Origin of the sequence: Archangium sp. (assembly GCF_036389735.1) — a bacterium.
Lineage (GTDB): Bacteria > Myxococcota > Myxococcia > Myxococcales > Myxococcaceae > Archangium.
This window is the reverse complement of the sequence record NZ_DASVWK010000946.1, coordinates 1-16,146: the sequence shown is the minus strand read 5'-3', so window position 1 is coordinate 16,146 and position 16,146 is coordinate 1. Positions and strand designations below refer to the sequence as shown.

Below are 16,146 nucleotides of genomic sequence, written 5' to 3'. Positions count from 1 at the left end.
CGATGCGGTGGCCTACCGCTGGCTGTCCATGGTGTTGGACATCGCGGGGAGCCACAACGGCCTCATCAAGGAGAAGTACGACGTGGTGAGACGGTCGGCCGAGGTGGCCGTCGAGTACGGCAACCAGGGCGCGGATCGCGGGCCGCTGCTGGCGCCCCGGGCCGAGCGGACGCTGGGCTTCGCCTGGACGAACACCTCGGTGCTGGTGCTGCTGGATGGCCTGTCTCCCGGGCTGCGCGAGGCGCTCGATGCCGGCATTCCCGCCGACCGGGTGCTCGGCCCACGGGACCAGGGGGGCAGTGGTCGCTCCCGGAAGAAGCGGGGCTCCTCGGTCGCCGCTTGAGCCTCCCGGGGGGTGGCGAGCAGCCCTCGGGCTCCATTACAGGCGAGTCATATCGTCGACACCCGATTGAGTTTTTTCTCGGGTTGTGGGAATCCAGTGTGGGTGAACGCCAGCGCGTGAGTGTGGACGGATGGAGCGACCCAGCCGCCCCGTAGCCACTGGGCAGGGGGCCCCGGCAGTTCAGGACGAGTCCACGGGCGCGCCCAGCGCGGAGGCGGCGCTGCGGGCCAGCAACCTGTTGCTGCGGGCGCTCACCGAGGTCCAGACGGAGTTCATCCAGGGCCACGGGGCCCACCGGCTGTTCGACAAGCTGCTGTCGGTGATGTTGGAGGTGACGGGCAGCGAGTACGGCTTCATCGGCGAGGTGCTGCGTACCCCCGAGGGCACGCCCTACTTGAGTACCCACGCCATCACCAACATCGCCTGGACGGACGAGCTGCGGGCCTTCTATGCGCGCGAAGCGCCCACGGGGATGGAGTTCCGCAACCTCCGGTCGCTCTTCGGCACGGTGATGACCACGGGGGAGGCCGTGGTGGCCAACCTGCCGGAGAGCGATCCGCGCCGGGGCGGGCTGCCCGAGGGGCATCCCCCGCTGCGCTGCTTCCTCGGCCTGCCCTTCCACTCGGCCACGGAGCTGGTGGGCATGGTGGGTATCGCCAACCGCCAAGGGGGCTATGACGCTGGTGTCATCGACTTCCTCAAGCCGCTCCTGGCCACGTGCTGCGCCATCCTCCAGGGAGTGCGCGGCGAGCAGCGCCGTCGGCACGTCGAGGAGGAGCTGCGCAACTCGGCGGAGAGCTTCCGCACCCTCATCGAGCGCACGCCCAACGCCATCTTCATCCACCGCGAGGGTCGGGTGCTCTTCACCAACCCGTCCGCCGTCGTCCTGATGGGCGTGGGGCGGGAGGAGGAGCTGAGGGACAAGTCGGTGACGGAGCTCGTCCTGCCCGGGGACGAGGGCACGTTCCTGGAGCCCTCCGGCATGCGAGCGCCTCGCGAGGCCCGCTTCCGGCACCACGAGGGCCGGCGGGTGCTGGGCGAGGTGGTGACGGTGCCGCTCGTCTTCGGCGGCCAGCCCGCGCTGGTGTCCATCGCCCGCGACATCACCGAGCGCCAGCAGGTGCAGGAGAAGTTGCTGGCCACCGAGCGCATGGTGTCCCTGGGGACACTGGCCGCCGGCGTGGCCCATGAGATCAACAATCCCCTGTCCTACATGTTGAGCAACCTGAGCTTCGTGGACGACGAGCTGGACGCGTTGGCCGCGGCGGGCGAGGGGCTCCAGGGCGAGCGGGGGCAGGAGGTCCGCGACGCGCTGAAGGAGGCGATCTCCGGCAGCGCGCGGGTGCGCGACATCGTGAGGGACCTGAAGTCCTTCTCGCGCGGCACGGATGACGAGCAGCGGGGGCCGGTGGACATGCGGGTGGTGCTCGACTCGTGCGTGAACATGGCCTGGAGCGAGATCCGCCACCGCGCCCGGTTGGTGAAGGACTATGGCGAGGTGCCCTTCGTCCTGGGCAACGAGTCGAGGCTCGGGCAGCTCTTCCTCAACCTGCTCGTCAACGCCGCCCAGGCCATTCCCCATGGAAACCTCCAGGGCAACGAGATCCGCCTGACCCTCACGAGCGAGCTGGGCGAGGTGGTGGTGGCGGTGCGGGACACCGGGGAGGGGATTGCTCCGGAGAACCTCGGCCGGCTGTTCGATCCCTTCTTCACCACCAAGCCGGTGGGGGTGGGCACCGGGCTGGGGCTCTCCATCTGCCACGGCATCGTCACCGCGATGGGCGGGCGCATCTCCGTGGAGAGCGAGCGGGGGCGCGGAACCACCTTCCGGGTCTTCCTGCCGACAGTCCGGGAGTGAAACACCTGCTTCCCCCCGAGTAAGGGCGTGTATACGGTGGGGCTCCCATGCCGAAGGCCCTTACGAAGCCCGCCTCGCGCGAGGCGGATCCCGTCCTCCAGTCCCTCTTCGATGTCCAGGAGGCCACGCTGCCCAACGGTCTCCGGGTGCGCCTGCTGGCCAACCACCAGACGCCCGTGGTGAGCCTCTACACCTTCTTCCAGGTGGGCAGCCGCAACGAGCGTCCTGGCATCACCGGCATCAGCCACCTCTTCGAGCACATGATGTTCAACGGGGCCAAGAAGTACGGCCCCAAGAAGTTCGACAGCGTGCTCGAGTCCAACGGTGGCCGCTCCAACGCGTACACGTCCACGGACATGACCGTGTACTACGAGGACTTCGCCTCGGAGGCGCTGGAGACGGTGCTGGACCTGGAGTCGGACCGGATGCGCTCGCTGCGCATCAACGACGAAGCGCTGGAGAGCGAGCGCCAGGTGGTGATGGAGGAGCGCCGCTCCCGCGTGGACAACGACATCACCGGCATCATGGACGAGGAGCTGGGCACGCTCGTCTGGAAGGCGCACCCGTACCGCTGGCCGGTCATCGGGTGGATGAAGGACATCGAGAACATCACCCGCAAGGACTGCGAGCAGTACTTCCGCACGTACTACGCGCCCAACAACGCGGTGCTCTACATCTGCGGGGACATCGACCCGAAGAAGACGCTGGCGCTGGTGCGCCGCTACTACGGGGACATCCCCAAGGGCCCCAAGCCCGAGTCCGTGCTCAACTCCGAGCCCGAGCAGCGGGGCGAGCGCCGCGCCGAGGTGCGCCACCCGGCCCAGTCTCCCGCGCTGATGATCGCCTTCCGCGCCCCGGCCGCGCGCCACGAGGACACGCTCGTGCTGGACATCATCCAGTACGCGCTGACCAAGGGCGAGGGCAGCCGGCTGGTCAAGAAGCTCATCTACGACACGCAGCTGGCCATCTCGGTGATGGTGGACTGGGGCTGGCGGTTGGATCCGGGGATCGTCCTCGTCTACCTGGAGCTCAAGCCGGACTCGGATCCGCGCAAGGTGGAGGAGGCCCTGTACGCGGAGCTGGCGCGCGTGGTGAGCGAGGGCCTGACGGAGCGCGAGCTGCAGAAGGCGAAGAACAACCTGCGGGCGGATCACCTGCGGGAGCTGGCGACGAACAGCGGGCGCGCCCACGCCATGGGCCACTACGAGGCGCTGTTGGGCTCGTGGCGGGACGGGCTGTCGCTGCCCTCCGTGTACGCGGCCACCACCAACGAGCAGGTGAAGGCCGTGGCGGCGAAGTACTTCGCGCCCGAGCGCCGCTCCGTGGTGACGCTCATCCCCGCCGCCGAGGCGATCGTCGACGGGGCCACCGATGATGGAAAGGATGTCGAGTAGATGGCCACCCGAGGCGTCACGAGCAAGAAGAAGGCGGCTCCCACGACGACGGGTGAGCTGAAGCTGCCCACCATCCACGAGAGCACCACCTCCAGTGGCCTGAAGGTGCTGGCCGCCGAGCGCGGACCGCTGCCCCTGGTGGTGGCACGGCTCATCATCCGCGCTGGCAGCGCGACGGACCCGGCGGACAAGCACGGCCTGGCGGACTTCACCGCGCGCCTGCTGCGCCGGGGCACGGCCCGGATGAGCGTGGACGAGATCGACGAGACGATCGAATTCGTCGGCGCGAGCTTCTCGGTGGGGAGCAACGAGGATCTGCTCTCGCTGTTCATCACCTCGCCCGCCGAGCACTTCCCGGCGATGCTGGCCATGCTCGGGCAGATGGTGCGCGAGCCGTCCTTCCCGGAGCGCGAGGTGGATCAGGCGCGCGAGCGGACGCTGGCGGGCTTCGCCAATGACCTGGACGACCCCTCGGCGATCGCGGACCGGGCCTTCACGCGGGCGCTGTGGGGCTCGCACCCGTATGGGCATGACGTGGGGGGCAGCACGGCGCACGTGCGAACCTTCACCCGGGATGATCTGGTGCGCTTCCACCGGGAGCGGATGGGGCCTCGGGTCTCGCTGCTGACGGTGGTGGGCGCGGTGAGCCCCGAGACGGTGGCGCGGGAGGCCGAGAAGGCCTTCGCCGGCTGGGAGGGCGGGCCGGAGGCTCCGATGGCCGTGCCGCCGGGCGACAAGGTGGCCACGGGCCGGATCCTGCTGGTGGACAAGCCGGACCAGACGCAGACGCAGGTGCGCATCGGTGGACCGGGCATGCGAACGGGACACCCGGACTATTTCGCGTCCACGGCGATGAACATCGTGCTCGGCGGAGGCTTCACCTCGCGGCTGGTGAACGAGGTGCGCGTGGAGCGCGGCCTGACGTACGGCATCAGCAGCTACTTCGACTCGATGAGCGCCGGAGGCGTGTTCGGCATCTCGACCTTCACCAAGACGGAGAAGTCGCGGGAGATCATCGACGTGTCGCTCGCCGAGGTGGCGAAGGTGCGCGAGAGCGGGATTGGCGCGGCGGAACTGAAGAAGGCGCAGCGCTACCTGGCGGGGCTGTACCCGCTGCGCACGGAGACGAACGAGTCCGTGGCGGCGGTCATCAGCGACATCCGGGTGCACGGGCTCGGGGACGACTGGGTGGAGAAGTTCCGCGAGCGGCTGCTGGCGGTGAAGCCGAAGCAGACGCAGGAGGTGGCGGCGAAGTACCTGTTCACCAAGCCGCCGCTGATCGTGCTGCTGGGACGCGCCTCGGAGGTGAAGAAGCAGCTCAAGGGGCTGGGGTCGGTGACGGTGGTGCCGGCCTCGGATTACGAGTGAGCGACATCCGCGTTCTCTTCGAGGGCGCGGGGCTGCTCGCGGTGGACAAGCCCGCGGGGATGCTGGTCATCCCCGGCCGGGGCGAGGGCAGCGGGCCGTCCCTGCGCGAGGTGCTGGAGGAGAAGCTGGGACGCAAGGTGTACGTGGTGCACCGGTTGGATCGGGACACCTCGGGGGTGATGGTCTTCGCCCTGGAGCCCGAGCAGCACCGGACGCTGTCGATGGCCTTCGAATCCGGCAAGGTGCGCAAGCGCTACCTGGCGCTGGTGGAGGGCCGGGTGGAGGCGCCGCGGATGGTGGACGCGGCGCTGGTGGCGGCGCGCAAGGGACGGATGCGGGTGGCGCGGCCGGGTGAGGAGGGGAAGCCCTCTCGGACGCGGGTGCGCCCGGTGGAGGTGTTCCAAGCGGCCTCGCTGGTGGAGGCCGAGCCGCAGACGGGACGCACGCACCAGATCCGTGTGCACCTGTTGTCGGAGGGGCACCCGCTGCTGGTGGATCACCAGTACGGGCGGGCCGAGCCCCTGAAGGCGAAGGAGCTGGGCGGGGAAGGGGAGGAGGAGGTGCTGGCGAGGACTCCGCTGCACGCGGCCCGGCTGGAGTGGCCGGCGCTGCCGGGAGTGGAGGCGCGAGCGCTGGAGGCCACCCTGCCAGAGGACATGGCGAGGACCGTGGAGCTGCTGCGCAAGGCCCCCGCTCCATCAGGCAGAGGGCCGGGGTAAGGATCTACCTCCATCGAAAGGGCATCCTCGAGGCTCCGCGCTTGATGGAGAAGGGGGGCGATCTGTGACGCATCCCGGTCTCGACGAACTGGTGGCAAGACTGAGGGCCGCCCGAGCGGCGGGAGATGCCAGGCGGCCCAGTCGAGAGCAGTTGCGCCTGCATCAGGAGTTGGTCGAGGCGTGCCCCGCGTTCACGCCCAACCTGTTGGAACTCGCGCGTCTCCTGCGGCTCGACGACGACCCGCCACCTGACGTGAGTGGCGAGGCGATCCTGCCGGAGATTCGACGACTCTTGGAGCAGTCCGTCCAGGCCTCGGGGCGGAGTGCTCCAGCATTGGTTGAGCTCGCCTACTTCCTGGACACCTTCGAGGACTCGCCCCCCGATGCTGAAACACTCTTCGAGGAAGGCGCTCGCAAGGCCCTGAAGACGCTTGAGGAGGCGTGGGCGGGATTGATCAGCTTCTGGTCCTCGAAGCGAACCCGGGAGACGCTCATCAAGGCGCTCCAGCTCGGAGAGATGGCGGAGAAGCTCTTCCCCGAGTCCGAGCTCATCGGTCACGAACTGCGATTCGCCAGGGAACTGGCTGTCACGGACGGTCTCCTTCCATCTCCCGAGGACTCCTGAACGGTGGGCCGCTGCATTCGTGTTAGCGTCCGGACCCCCGCACATGGAAACTCGTCTCGTTCTCGTCTTCTCCGACGGCGCGTGCTCCGGCAACCCAGGCCCTGGAGGATGGGGCTCCATTGTCGTCACGACCGATGGTCAGGTGACGGAGCTGGGCGGTCACGAGCCGGACACCACCAACAACAAGATGGAGCTGATGGCCGTGGGCAGGGCGCTGCGCCACCTGGAGCGGACGCCGGGCCCCATCCTCATCCACACCGACTCCACCTACGTGATTCAAGGCATCACCCGTTGGGTATTCGGGTGGAGTCAGCGCGGGTGGAAGACCGCTACAGGCGGGGAGGTCGCCAACGTCATCTACTGGAAGCGGCTCATGGCCGTGCTCGCCCAGCGCAAGCAGGACTTCCCCGGCGAGGCCGCCACCGTGGAGTGGCGCTATGTCCGCGGACACTCCGGGGTGCCGGGCAACGAGCGGGTGGATGAGATCGCCGTCGCGTTCTCCAGGCGCCAGCGGGTGACGCTCTACGTCGGTCCGCTCCAGGGCTATGGCGTGGCGGTGGCCGAGGTTCCCGAGGAGACCGAGCCCCCGGAGGAGAAGCCCCGGAAGAGCAAGTCCTCCGGCAAGACGTACTCCTACTTGAGCCAGGTGGGCAGCAGCGTCAAGCGCCACACGACGTGGGCCGCCTGCGAGCGCAGGGTGAAGGGGGTCTCGGGCGCTCGTTTCAAGAAGACGACGAGCGCCCAGGACGAGTCACGGGTGCTCGAGGAGTGGGACGTGAGACCCGAGGACGTGAAGGCGGAGGATTGAGCGGGGGAGCGCTCAGCCGAGCTTCAGCTCCGCCGGGGCGCTCGGCGTGCCCGAGGCCCGGAGCCGCTCCTCCAGCCGACTCCGGCTGTACCCCACGTGCTGGCGCAGGTCGTAGACCTCGTCCATGTAGCCCAGCGGCACCTTCACGCCGCCAATCTCATGTTCGAGCTGCTCGAGCAGTCGCAGCTCCTGTCGCAACTGCTCGACGTCCGGTGTGCCGCGCAAGCGCTCGTCGATGACCCGCAGCTGCGCGTACCAGCGGAAGATGCGCGAGCGGATGCTCCAGCGGTACACCGGCGGGGTGAGCCGCAGCAGCGGCAGCAGCACCATGAACAGGGGGATGAGCAGGACGAGGAACCGGTGGATGAGCGCCGCGAACCAGAAGGGCAGGACTCGCCGCAGGAAGTCCGGGCCGTGCGTCAGGTAGTACCGCGCCTGCTCGTTGACGGGCAGCTCGGTGAGCGTGGCGTTGGGAAACGTCCCGGGCTCGCTGAGCAGGTCGCCCCCCCGGTGGATCTTCACCGCCGCCTCCGTCAGCAACGCGATCACGGCGGGATGCACGCTCTCGCGCGCCACCAGCACCGCCGCGGGCGCCACCAGCCGCACGTCCCGCTCCGGCAGGTCGCGCGCCAGATCCAGCGAGCCACGGGGAAGCGTGACGGGTGACAGGTAGCGGAACCGGCGAGCGTAGGCCTCGGCCTGATCGAAGTTCATCAACCGCACCCCGGGCATGGCCAGCAACTCGGCGAGGAGGGGCGCGGTGGGCGCGACGACGAAGAAGGCCGCGTCGACCGAGCCCTCCCGCAGCGCCGTCGCGGCCTCGTTCCCGCCAAGGTCGACGAGCGTGGTGCCGGACTTCTCGCCGAGCGCGCCGCCCGCGCCCAGCAGCTCCAGGGCCAGGGCCCGCATGCCGCTGCCCTTCGCGCCGATCGCGATGCGTTTGCCGGCCAGCTGACTGGGCCGGCCGAGCCCGGGTTCACCCCGATAGAAGACCCACACCGGCTCCAGGTACAGGCTCGCCAGCGCGACCAGCTCCCGCCGCCGCTCCTGCTCGACGGGAGCCGTCCCGCCCTGGACGATGGCGACGTCGACGCCGGAGTCCGGAGCGCCCAGCAGCGCGTAGTTCTCCAGCGAGCCGGCCGTCTCCTGGACGATCAGCTCGAGCCCCGCCTCCGCGAAGTGCTCGGCATATTTCCAGGCCGTCGCGTAGTACGCGCCCTTGGCCGAGCCCGTGGCGATGACGACGGTGTGAGGGGGCGCCGTCGCGACGAACTGCCACGTCACGGCCACCACCGCCGCGAGCACCACGGCCACCAGCGCCGCCATGCGCAGCACGTCCATTCGCGCCATCAGTGCCCGAAGATTCACGCTTCACTCTCCCTGCTCACAAGGCCCTCCTCGACTCGGGCCATTGTAGCGCGTGGGAATCCCGTTGGTCTTTTCCAGTAAGACCTGTAAGACAAGAATCCCTCGATAGTCGGGAGGTCGTTCATGCGGAGTTTCAAGACGTCCGTAGTGGCCTTGCTCGTCACCCTCACGCTGGCACCGGCGGTGGCCTTCGCCGGGCAGAGCGGCTTCGTCCGCTGGCAGGCGGGCCAGGGTGACTTCTCGTCGTGGCAGCGCGGTGGAGTGGCCCTCGCGGCGGATGGCGCGCTGCAGATGGATCCCCAGACGGCCGTGGCCGGTACGGATCCCTACGCGGCCGGCGCCTACAACGGCGGCAACTTCTACAACGGGGGCAGCTTCCGCGTCGGCGAGGCCCTCAGCCCCGTGATGTCGGCCGGCTTCGGCTTCCGCGAGGCCCTCGCGTCCTGGGAGGCCGAGACTCCCACCGGCACCTGGGTGGAGACGCAGATCCGCGTGCAGCTCTCCGGGGTCTGGACCAAGTGGTACAACCTGGGCGTGTGGGCCGCGGACTACTCGACGGTGAAGCGCCACTCGGCGGGCTCGCAGTCGGACACCAACGCCTACGTGGGCATCGACACCCTGGTCATCACCAACAAGAAGGTCTCGCCGACCACCTTCCAGCTCAAGGTGCGGCTCTTCAGCGCCAACGGCGTCGCCGTCCCGCGCGTGCGCGCCAGCGCCGTCACCGTGTCCACCGCGCCGGAGAGCAGCCCGGCCATCTTCCCCGGCAACTCCGCCCGGTGGAACACGCTGCTCGCCGTGCCCGAGTGCTCGCAGATGGTCTACCCGGACGGTGGCAATGTCTGGTGCAGCCCCACCTCCGTCGCCATGGTGCTCCGCTACTGGGCGGGTGACACCACCGTGGGTGCCTGCGAGACGCACGTGCGCACGGCCCTCAACGGCGTCTACGACTGGGTCTTCAAGGGCTACGGCAACTGGCCCTTCAACACCGCCTATGCCTCCACCAAGGGGCACCAGGCCCACGTGACGCGCTTCACCAGCCTGGCCCAGCTCGAGCCGTGGATCGCCGCGGGCGTGCCCGCCATCCTCAGCGTCGCCTGGAGCAGTGGGCAGCTCACCGGGGCGTCCATCGCCTCGACGAGCGGCCACCTGCTCGTGCTGGTGGGCTTCGACGCGGCCGGCAACCCCATCATCAACGACCCCGCGGCCTCGAGCGATGCCGCGGTCCAGCGCACCTACCTGCGCTCCGAGTTCGAGCCCCTCTGGCTTCGCGCCTCCGCCGGCACGGCCTACCTCATCTACCCCGCCGGCTGGCAGGTGCCCGCGCTCTAGGCCACGCTCTTGGTGCCGCGGCGCAGCCGCTCGGCGATCTCCGGCACGGAGCGGACCTCGGTCAGGGCGGGCTCCTGGCCGAGCGTCTCGAGATCGTCATAGCCCGCCTGGAGCGCCTGCTTGAGGCTCTCGGTGGCGAGCTCCACCCGGCCAGCGCGCGCGTGGTGGCGGGCGGCCTGGTACGCATCCTCCGCGCGGCCTCCGGACTCGAAGGCCCGCGCGTAGAGGGCCGCGGCCGAGCCGGAGTCCCCCCGGGCCGCCGCCACGTCCGCCTGCCGCGCATCCCGCGTGGCCGGCGCCTTCCAGGCGAACTCCCGGGCGATGCGCTCCGCCTCGTCCAGCCGCCTGGCGCCCACCAGCAGTCGCACCGCCAGCCCGGCCACCGCCTCCGTGGGCTCCTTCTCCAGCGCCGTCAGGGCGTGGGGCAGGGCACGCTCGGGCAGGCCCGTGGCCTCGAAGGCCATCGCCAGGCTGAAGGGGCGCGCGGCCTGGGGCGGCTCCACCTTCTCCAACTGGTACACGGCGGAGCGGCCATTGCCCTCGGCGAGCGCCACCCACGCGAGCAGATCCCTCACCGCGTTGCTCTCCGGGCCCGGCTTCGCCGCCGACAGGGCCAGGTGCCCCAGCCGGGCCGCCTCGGCCTCGTTGCCGGAGCGCAGGGCCTGCCACGCGCGCGGGAGCGCATCCGGCTCGATGTCCGCCACCTTCACGGGCTTGAGGGGCTTGAGGTCATTCGTCGCCGAGAGGGCCTGGTAGCAGCCGTAGCCCATCCAGCCGAACATGAAGGCGCCGTAGAAGGCGCGCACATTGAGCATCAGGGCCGCGATGCCACCGGCGGTGATGACGCCCACCCACAGGGTCAGGCGCTGCCGGGAGGGCCCGAGCACGCCCTTGAGCACGTGGCCGCCATCGAGCGGGAGCACCGGCATCAGGTTGATGATGCCCCAGCCGAAGTTCACCCACATCAGGTCCCGGAAGATGGCGTAGGCCAGGAAGTGCTGGGGAGGCGCCACCATGTTGACGGCGAGGATGATGCCCCCGAACAGGAAGCCCGCGAGCGGCCCGGCGGCGGAGACGGCCACGTCCCTCCAGCGGCTCAGCCCCTGGCTGTAGCAGAGGCCCCCCATGGAGTAGAGCCGGATGCTGGCCCACCCGCTGCCCAGGCTCATGGCCATCAGCGCATGGCCCAGCTCGTGGATGAGGATGGAGACGAAGCACACGGCCACCCAGGAAAACAGCAGCCGCATGTCACGGGCCGCCCCATACATTCCAAACAGGGCCGTGATCAGCCAGAAGCTCGGCTCGATCACGACCGGGATGCGGCCAAGGTTGAAGTGCAGGGAGAACGGGGGGGAGGAGTCGATGCTCATGTATCTCGTGCTTCAGTTCTTGGGGTCGACCCGGAAGGCGTTCGAGTAGGACGCCGAGCTGTTGGGATCCGCGTCATCCACCTGGACGAGGTAGACGCTGCCGGGGGTGTCGATGGAGAGCTGCTGGCGGCGCAGGCCGTTGGCGAACGGACCGCTCTGGATGGAGAAGAGGGTCGCGTTGCCCCCCTGTCCCTTGATGACGCTCACCGTCACCGTGCCCTCGAACTGCTCCGCGTTCGTGCCCGAGGCGTGGATGGTGATGGTGAAGGGTTGGCCCTCGATCTGGTTGTCGATGGATTCGATCCAGTAGCTGAACGACGGCTTCACCTCGTAGGCCTTGGGGAGGGAAGCCTCGCGTCCGTCGGGCAGCAGCACCTGGATGTCGTAGGTGCCCACCGCTATTCCCGGGGGCACGATGCCCTGGTACTGGCCGTACCCCAGGTACGTGTCCAGCGGCACCGCCTGCGTGCCGATCCGCAGCGTGGGCTGATCCAACTGCTCCACCGAGCGCTCGCCGTAGTTCACGAGGAAGCGCGGATCCACGTCGAGCTGCACGGTGACCGTCTTCGCCTCCTGGCTGCTCTGCGTCGCGGGCGAGATGGACAGGATGCGGGGGGACGGCGGGGCGGCGGGGGACTCGGGCTCGCAGGCGCACGCGAACACCAGCGCCACGAGGATGGGAAGCACCCTTCTCATAACGCGTACCTCACTCCCAACGACGCGGACAGCCCTCCGAGCTGCGCGTCGATCTGCGTGGCCCGTGCCGGAGCATGGCTGCCCCGGAGCTCGAACAATGCGCTCACCGGGCCGAGCCGCCAGTCCGCCTGGGCGGCCAGGAATCCCATGAACGTGCGCCCCCGCTGGGTGAGGGGCTTCTCGAAGAAGCTGCTCGTGGTGCGCTGCTCGTAATCCATCACGCCCGCCCCGCCGCGCCCGTACACCGTCAGGGGCCCGCGCTCGTAGGCCAGGACGCGCGCGGACAGCAGCACGGGCACCGCCACCACCCGCGAGTTCAACTCGCCCAGGGGCTCCACGCGGGGCTGGCTCGTGGACTGGCGCAGTCCCGCCTCGCCCTCCACGAAGAGCCGCCCGCCCAGCGGCGGCAGGCGGTAGCCCACGCCCACCGCGGCCAGCGGTCCGAGGTTGTCTCCGCCCGCGAAGAAGCCCCCGGCCAGCAGGTGGACCGACAGCCGCTTCACGTCCAGCCACTCCTTCAATACCGGCGAGGGCGCGGCCACGGCCACCACGGGCTTCACGGTGGGCAGCGGTGCCCGAGGGGTGTCGACGTGCGCCACGATGGGCGCCGACACCGGGGCCATGATGCGCGCCGCGCCCGTGCCGTCCTTCCACCGGGCATTCACCACGACGCCGCTCGCGCCAGCCTCGGGCTTCACGCGGAACACGCCCGGCGCCCGCTCCTCCACGAGGCCGCCCTGGGCCTGGAGTTCCAGCTCCGCCAGCGGGGCAGGGGACTCGCCCAGCAGCAGCAGCCAGCCGGCGCCGTCGGGCGGGAGCACATCGGGGCTGAGCAGCGCGAGCAGGGGCCGCTCGGGAGGCACGTCCAGCCGGGCGGTGCGCACCGTCTGCTGGCCGTTCGCCATGGCGAGCACGCGCGCCTCGCGCACTCCGGGGGGCACCTCCACGGGTACCTGGACGCGGCCCTTGCGATTGGTCTTCACCGGGCCGAAGCGCATGTCGGCGATCTGCACCACCACCTCGGCACCCGCGCCCACGTCCGTGGCCACGTCCAACGTGGTGCGGCCCAGCAGGGGGATGTGCACGGTGGTGACTTCCGGCGGGCCCTCGGGCGAGTCCACCCAGAAAGCGAGCACCGCCAGCAGCGGATAGCGGATGTCCGGCGGAACCCAGCGGTACGAGTACACGCCCCGGGCGGTGGCGGGCAGCGGCTGGAGGCTGCCCGTGGAGGCCGCGGCCCGGAGCGGAGGCGTCCCGCGCGGCACCTGCACCTGGACCACCACCTCCTTGTCCCGCCCCAGCACGAGCTGGGCGGGGGAGGCCGTTGCCGGAAACGGGGCCGCCTCCACCACCAGGGGCAGGGCCAGCATCAACAGCAGCAGCGGTGAGAGCGACACGCGCATACGGGAGGGACTTACCGTCCAGCCTACGCGGCGCCTCTGTCAACCCTCAGCGGGGTTGCTCGGAGGGGAAGCGGCTTCTTCCGTCGTCTGGAGCTGTGGCTTGTCCGCTGGGCCCGTAGCTTTCGCATTAGGCGGACTGAAAGCGGGCTTTTCGGCCGGTGCACCACCCGTTGCATGAACGAGCGTTTTCGTCTCCGACTTGAAGGTGATGTCCACCTTGTTGCCGCGCACCGCCGTCACCAGGCCCAGCCCGAAGGTGGGATGCTGGATGACCTGATCCGGCCGGTAGGTGTCCCGGGGGCTGTAGCGGGGGGCGCTGGCGATGTCCTTGCCGGCCAGCTGCTCCTCGAAGGAGATGATCACCTTCTCCTCGGCGGAGGCGCGAGCCCGGGGGGCCTTCGTGCCGCCGCTCGCGGAGCTGGCTCGCGAGGAGGCCGTCGGCTTGTCCGTCGTGCCCGGTGCGGATCGGTAGGCGTGGTCTCCGTTGCAGGTGTTGCAGCGGACCCGAGCGATCTTCGTTCCCACCATCGCGAGGATGGTGTGGGCGAGCGTGAGCCGGCACCGGGTACAGAACGCGTCGACTTCGCCGCCGACCTTGTGATTGGTCGCCATGGATGTGTGCTTCTCGCTTCTCTAGGGAGGGGAGGGAAAAAGGGCGGCGGAACATAACGGCAACGCGGGGCGGGAGAAACCCCCTTTCGCGGCCCTAGGGAACGAGCCTGGACGCCTGGAGTACCGGGGGGCGGAGGGACGCCTGGGGTCCGAGCGATAGCTTGTGCCGGGAATGGGGGCACGTAGAGTAGGGCCACCCGTGGCCTCCGAGAACGCACAACAAGCGGTACAGCCCAAGGCTCCGCACCCCGTCGCCCAGTCCATCGAGAACATGGGCCGGGGCTTCATCGACGCGATCTCGACCCTGGGCGGGCTGATCACGCTCGCCTTCGACGTGGTGCGCTGGGGCGTGCGCCGGCCCTACCGGCTCCAGAACCTCTTCTTCCAGTTGGACTTCGTGGGCGTGGGCAGCGTCTTCATCGTCCTGCTCACCGGCCTCTTCACCGGCATGGTGTTCGCGCACCAGTCCTCGCGCGCCTTCGAGATGTTCGACGCGGAGAGCCTGGTGGGCCCCACCGTGGCCCTCACCCTCACGCGCGAGCTGGCCCCCGTCTTCTCCGCCCTCATGGTCACCATGCGCGCCGGCTCGGCCATGTGCACCGAGCTGGGCACCATGCGCGTCTCCGAGCAGGTGGACGCCCTGGAGACCATGGCCGTCAACCCCATCCAGTACCTCCTGGTGCCGCGGGTGTTCGCCGGGCTCCTCATGGTGCCGATCCTCACGCTGCTCTTCGACACCTCCGGCATCCTCGGCTCCTACTTCGTCTCGGTTACGGTCAAGGGCCTGTCGGCCGGCACCTTCCTGTCGCGCACGCGCCAGTGGTTGGATCCAGTGGACGTCTACGAGGGCCTCATCAAGGGCGCCGTCTTCGGACTGGCCGTGGCCCTCATCTGCTGCTTCAAGGGTTACAACGCCTCGGGCGGTTCCAAGGGCGTGGGCAAGGCCACCACCGAGGCCATGGTCTCCAGCGCGCTCTCCATCTTCATCCTCGACTTCCTCGTCGGGGTGCTCCTTCACTGATGGCCGACACGAACCCGAGCAGGCCGATGATCGAGATCGTCGACCTGCAGAAATCCTTCGGTGACTACAAGGTGCTGACGGGCATCAACCTGTCCGTGCCCGCGGGCAACACCTGCGTCATCCTCGGGGGCTCGGGTTCGGGCAAGACGGTGCTGATGAAGCACATGATCGGCCTGCTCAAGCCGGACAACGGCCAGGTGTTCATCGACGGGGAGGACGTCGTCCCCATGGGTCCCGAGGACCTGGAGCGGGTGCGCCACAAGTTCGGCATGGTGTTCCAGGCCGCCGCGCTCTTCGACTCGATGAGCGTCTACGACAACGTGGCCTTCCCCCTGCGCGAGCACCGCAACATGTCCGAGGAGGAGATCCGCGAGCTGGTGCGCTCGAAGTTGGATCTGATGGGCCTGCCGCGCACGGCGGAGGACAAGTTCCCCGCGGACCTGTCCGGCGGCATGCGCAAGCGCGTGGGCCTGGCCCGCGCCATCGTGATGAATCCGAAGATCGTCCTCTACGACGAGCCCACCACGGGGTTGGATCCGATCACGACGGACTACGTGGACGAGATGATTCTCGCGGCCCAGCGCGAGCTGGGGATCACCAGCGTGGTGATCAGCCACGACATCGCCTCGGCCTTCAACATCGCGGACCAGATCGCCTTCCTCAGCAAGGGCGTCATCCTGGAGCAGGGGACACCCGAGCAGGTGCGCGTCTCACGGCACCCGGCGGTGGAGGTGTTCATGCAGACCTGGTTCGGAAAGAATGATTAGGAGTCACTTCCGGTGAAGAAGCTCGTCACTCCCTTCCGTGTGGGCCTGCTGGTGCTCGTCGCCGGAGGGTTCCTCTTTGGTTTCATCCTCTTCACCCGCAAGGGCGGGCTGGACAAGGACGAGTCCATCCAGGTGTACGCCTACTTCTCGGACGCCTCGGGCCTGGGGGCCAAGAGCCGCGTGCAGATCGCCGGCATCCCCGTGGGCGAGGTGGAGGGCGTCACGCTGGAGGGCACGCGCGCCAAGGTGGCGCTGCGCATCCGCCGCGACGTCAACCTGCGCCAGGACGCCGGCCTCTTCAAGCGCTCCGAGTCCCTGCTGGGCGACTACCTGCTCACCCTCAACCCGGGCTCCGAGGTGGTGCCCGCCATGGAGGAGGGCGGGGAGATCACCCGCGTCGTGGACGTGCAGGGCATGGAGGCCGTCTTCGCCTCGCTCAGTCAGATCACCTCGGACATCCAG

The 16,146-nt window shown here is 69.2% G+C and carries 16 protein-coding genes; 11 read left to right on the top strand and 5 right to left on the bottom strand.

Annotated elements, in window-relative coordinates:
- From VF794_RS33745 to VF794_RS33715, 7 genes are all read left to right on the top strand, one after another.
- On the top strand, positions 1 to 343 hold a 343-nt coding region (locus VF794_RS33745), incomplete at its 5' end, for a trehalase family glycosidase (RefSeq protein WP_331117232.1).
- 130 nt (positions 344 to 473) lie between these two features.
- The gene (locus tag VF794_RS33740) at positions 474 to 2,201 is read left to right on the top strand and encodes an ATP-binding protein (RefSeq protein WP_331117231.1); all 1,728 of its coding nucleotides are present in this window, start codon (positions 474 to 476) and stop codon (positions 2,199 to 2,201) included.
- Positions 2,202 to 2,248: 47 nt separating this feature from the next.
- Positions 2,249 to 3,595: a pitrilysin family protein gene (locus VF794_RS33735; protein ID WP_331117230.1), complete on the top strand. Its 1,347-nt coding sequence runs from the start codon at positions 2,249 to 2,251 to the stop codon at positions 3,593 to 3,595.
- Positions 3,596 to 4,963, top strand: coding sequence for a pitrilysin family protein (locus tag VF794_RS33730; protein ID WP_331117229.1), 1,368 nt, complete (start codon positions 3,596 to 3,598; stop codon positions 4,961 to 4,963). It abuts the gene before it with no gap.
- Positions 4,960 to 5,682, top strand: a complete 723-nt coding sequence (locus VF794_RS33725) for an RNA pseudouridine synthase (protein WP_331117228.1) — start codon at positions 4,960 to 4,962, stop codon at positions 5,680 to 5,682. Before VF794_RS33730 ends, VF794_RS33725 begins: the two co-directional genes overlap by 4 nt.
- A gap of 151 nt (positions 5,683 to 5,833) precedes the next feature.
- The gene (locus VF794_RS33720) at positions 5,834 to 6,307 is read left to right on the top strand and encodes a hypothetical protein (RefSeq protein ID WP_331117227.1); all 474 of its coding nucleotides are present in this window, start codon (positions 5,834 to 5,836) and stop codon (positions 6,305 to 6,307) included.
- A gap of 43 nt (positions 6,308 to 6,350) precedes the next feature.
- Positions 6,351 to 7,115, top strand: coding sequence for an RNase H family protein (locus VF794_RS33715; RefSeq protein WP_331117226.1), 765 nt, complete (start codon positions 6,351 to 6,353; stop codon positions 7,113 to 7,115).
- A gap of 12 nt (positions 7,116 to 7,127) precedes the next feature.
- On the opposite strand, the gene VF794_RS33710 is transcribed toward VF794_RS33715, so the two are convergent.
- Positions 7,128 to 8,483 (bottom strand): TAXI family TRAP transporter solute-binding subunit, encoded by a 1,356-nt coding sequence (locus VF794_RS33710; protein ID WP_331117225.1) that lies wholly within the window; start codon positions 8,481 to 8,483, stop codon positions 7,128 to 7,130.
- Between the two features lie 123 nt (positions 8,484 to 8,606).
- Here VF794_RS33710 and VF794_RS33705 point away from each other — a divergent pair, with 123 nt between their 5' ends.
- Positions 8,607 to 9,815: a peptidase C39 family protein gene (locus tag VF794_RS33705; protein WP_331117224.1), complete on the top strand. Its 1,209-nt coding sequence runs from the start codon at positions 8,607 to 8,609 to the stop codon at positions 9,813 to 9,815.
- On the opposite strand, the gene VF794_RS33700 is transcribed toward VF794_RS33705, so the two are convergent.
- From VF794_RS33700 to VF794_RS33685, 4 genes are read right to left on the bottom strand one after another with little or no spacing between them, the layout of a single operon-like run.
- The gene (locus VF794_RS33700) at positions 9,812 to 11,185 is read right to left on the bottom strand and encodes a M50 family metallopeptidase (RefSeq protein WP_331117223.1); all 1,374 of its coding nucleotides are present in this window, start codon (positions 11,183 to 11,185) and stop codon (positions 9,812 to 9,814) included. The genes VF794_RS33705 and VF794_RS33700 overlap by 4 nt on opposite strands.
- Positions 11,186 to 11,197: 12 nt before the next feature.
- Positions 11,198 to 11,881: a hypothetical protein gene (locus VF794_RS33695; RefSeq protein ID WP_331117222.1), complete on the bottom strand. Its 684-nt coding sequence runs from the start codon at positions 11,879 to 11,881 to the stop codon at positions 11,198 to 11,200.
- The gene (locus VF794_RS33690) at positions 11,878 to 13,284 is read right to left on the bottom strand and encodes a hypothetical protein (protein ID WP_331117221.1); all 1,407 of its coding nucleotides are present in this window, start codon (positions 13,282 to 13,284) and stop codon (positions 11,878 to 11,880) included. The genes VF794_RS33695 and VF794_RS33690 overlap by 4 nt, the downstream gene beginning before the upstream one ends.
- A 39-nt stretch (positions 13,285 to 13,323) precedes the next feature.
- Positions 13,324 to 13,896 carry a hypothetical protein gene (locus VF794_RS33685; protein WP_331117220.1) on the bottom strand — a complete coding sequence of 191 codons (573 nt, stop codon included), beginning with the start codon at positions 13,894 to 13,896 and terminating at the stop codon, positions 13,324 to 13,326.
- A gap of 199 nt (positions 13,897 to 14,095) precedes the next feature.
- Here VF794_RS33685 and VF794_RS33680 point away from each other — a divergent pair, with 199 nt between their 5' ends.
- From VF794_RS33680 to VF794_RS33670, 3 genes are all read left to right on the top strand, one after another.
- Positions 14,096 to 14,917, top strand: a complete 822-nt coding sequence (locus tag VF794_RS33680) for an ABC transporter permease (RefSeq protein WP_331117219.1) — start codon at positions 14,096 to 14,098, stop codon at positions 14,915 to 14,917.
- Positions 14,918 to 14,943: 26 nt separating this feature from the next.
- Entirely contained in the window at positions 14,944 to 15,684 is a 741-nt protein-coding gene (locus tag VF794_RS33675) for an ABC transporter ATP-binding protein (protein WP_331117233.1), read from the top strand.
- Positions 15,685 to 15,696: 12 nt separating this feature from the next.
- The coding region (locus VF794_RS33670; protein WP_331117218.1) for an MlaD family protein at positions 15,697 to 16,146 on the top strand (450 nt) is incomplete at its 3' end.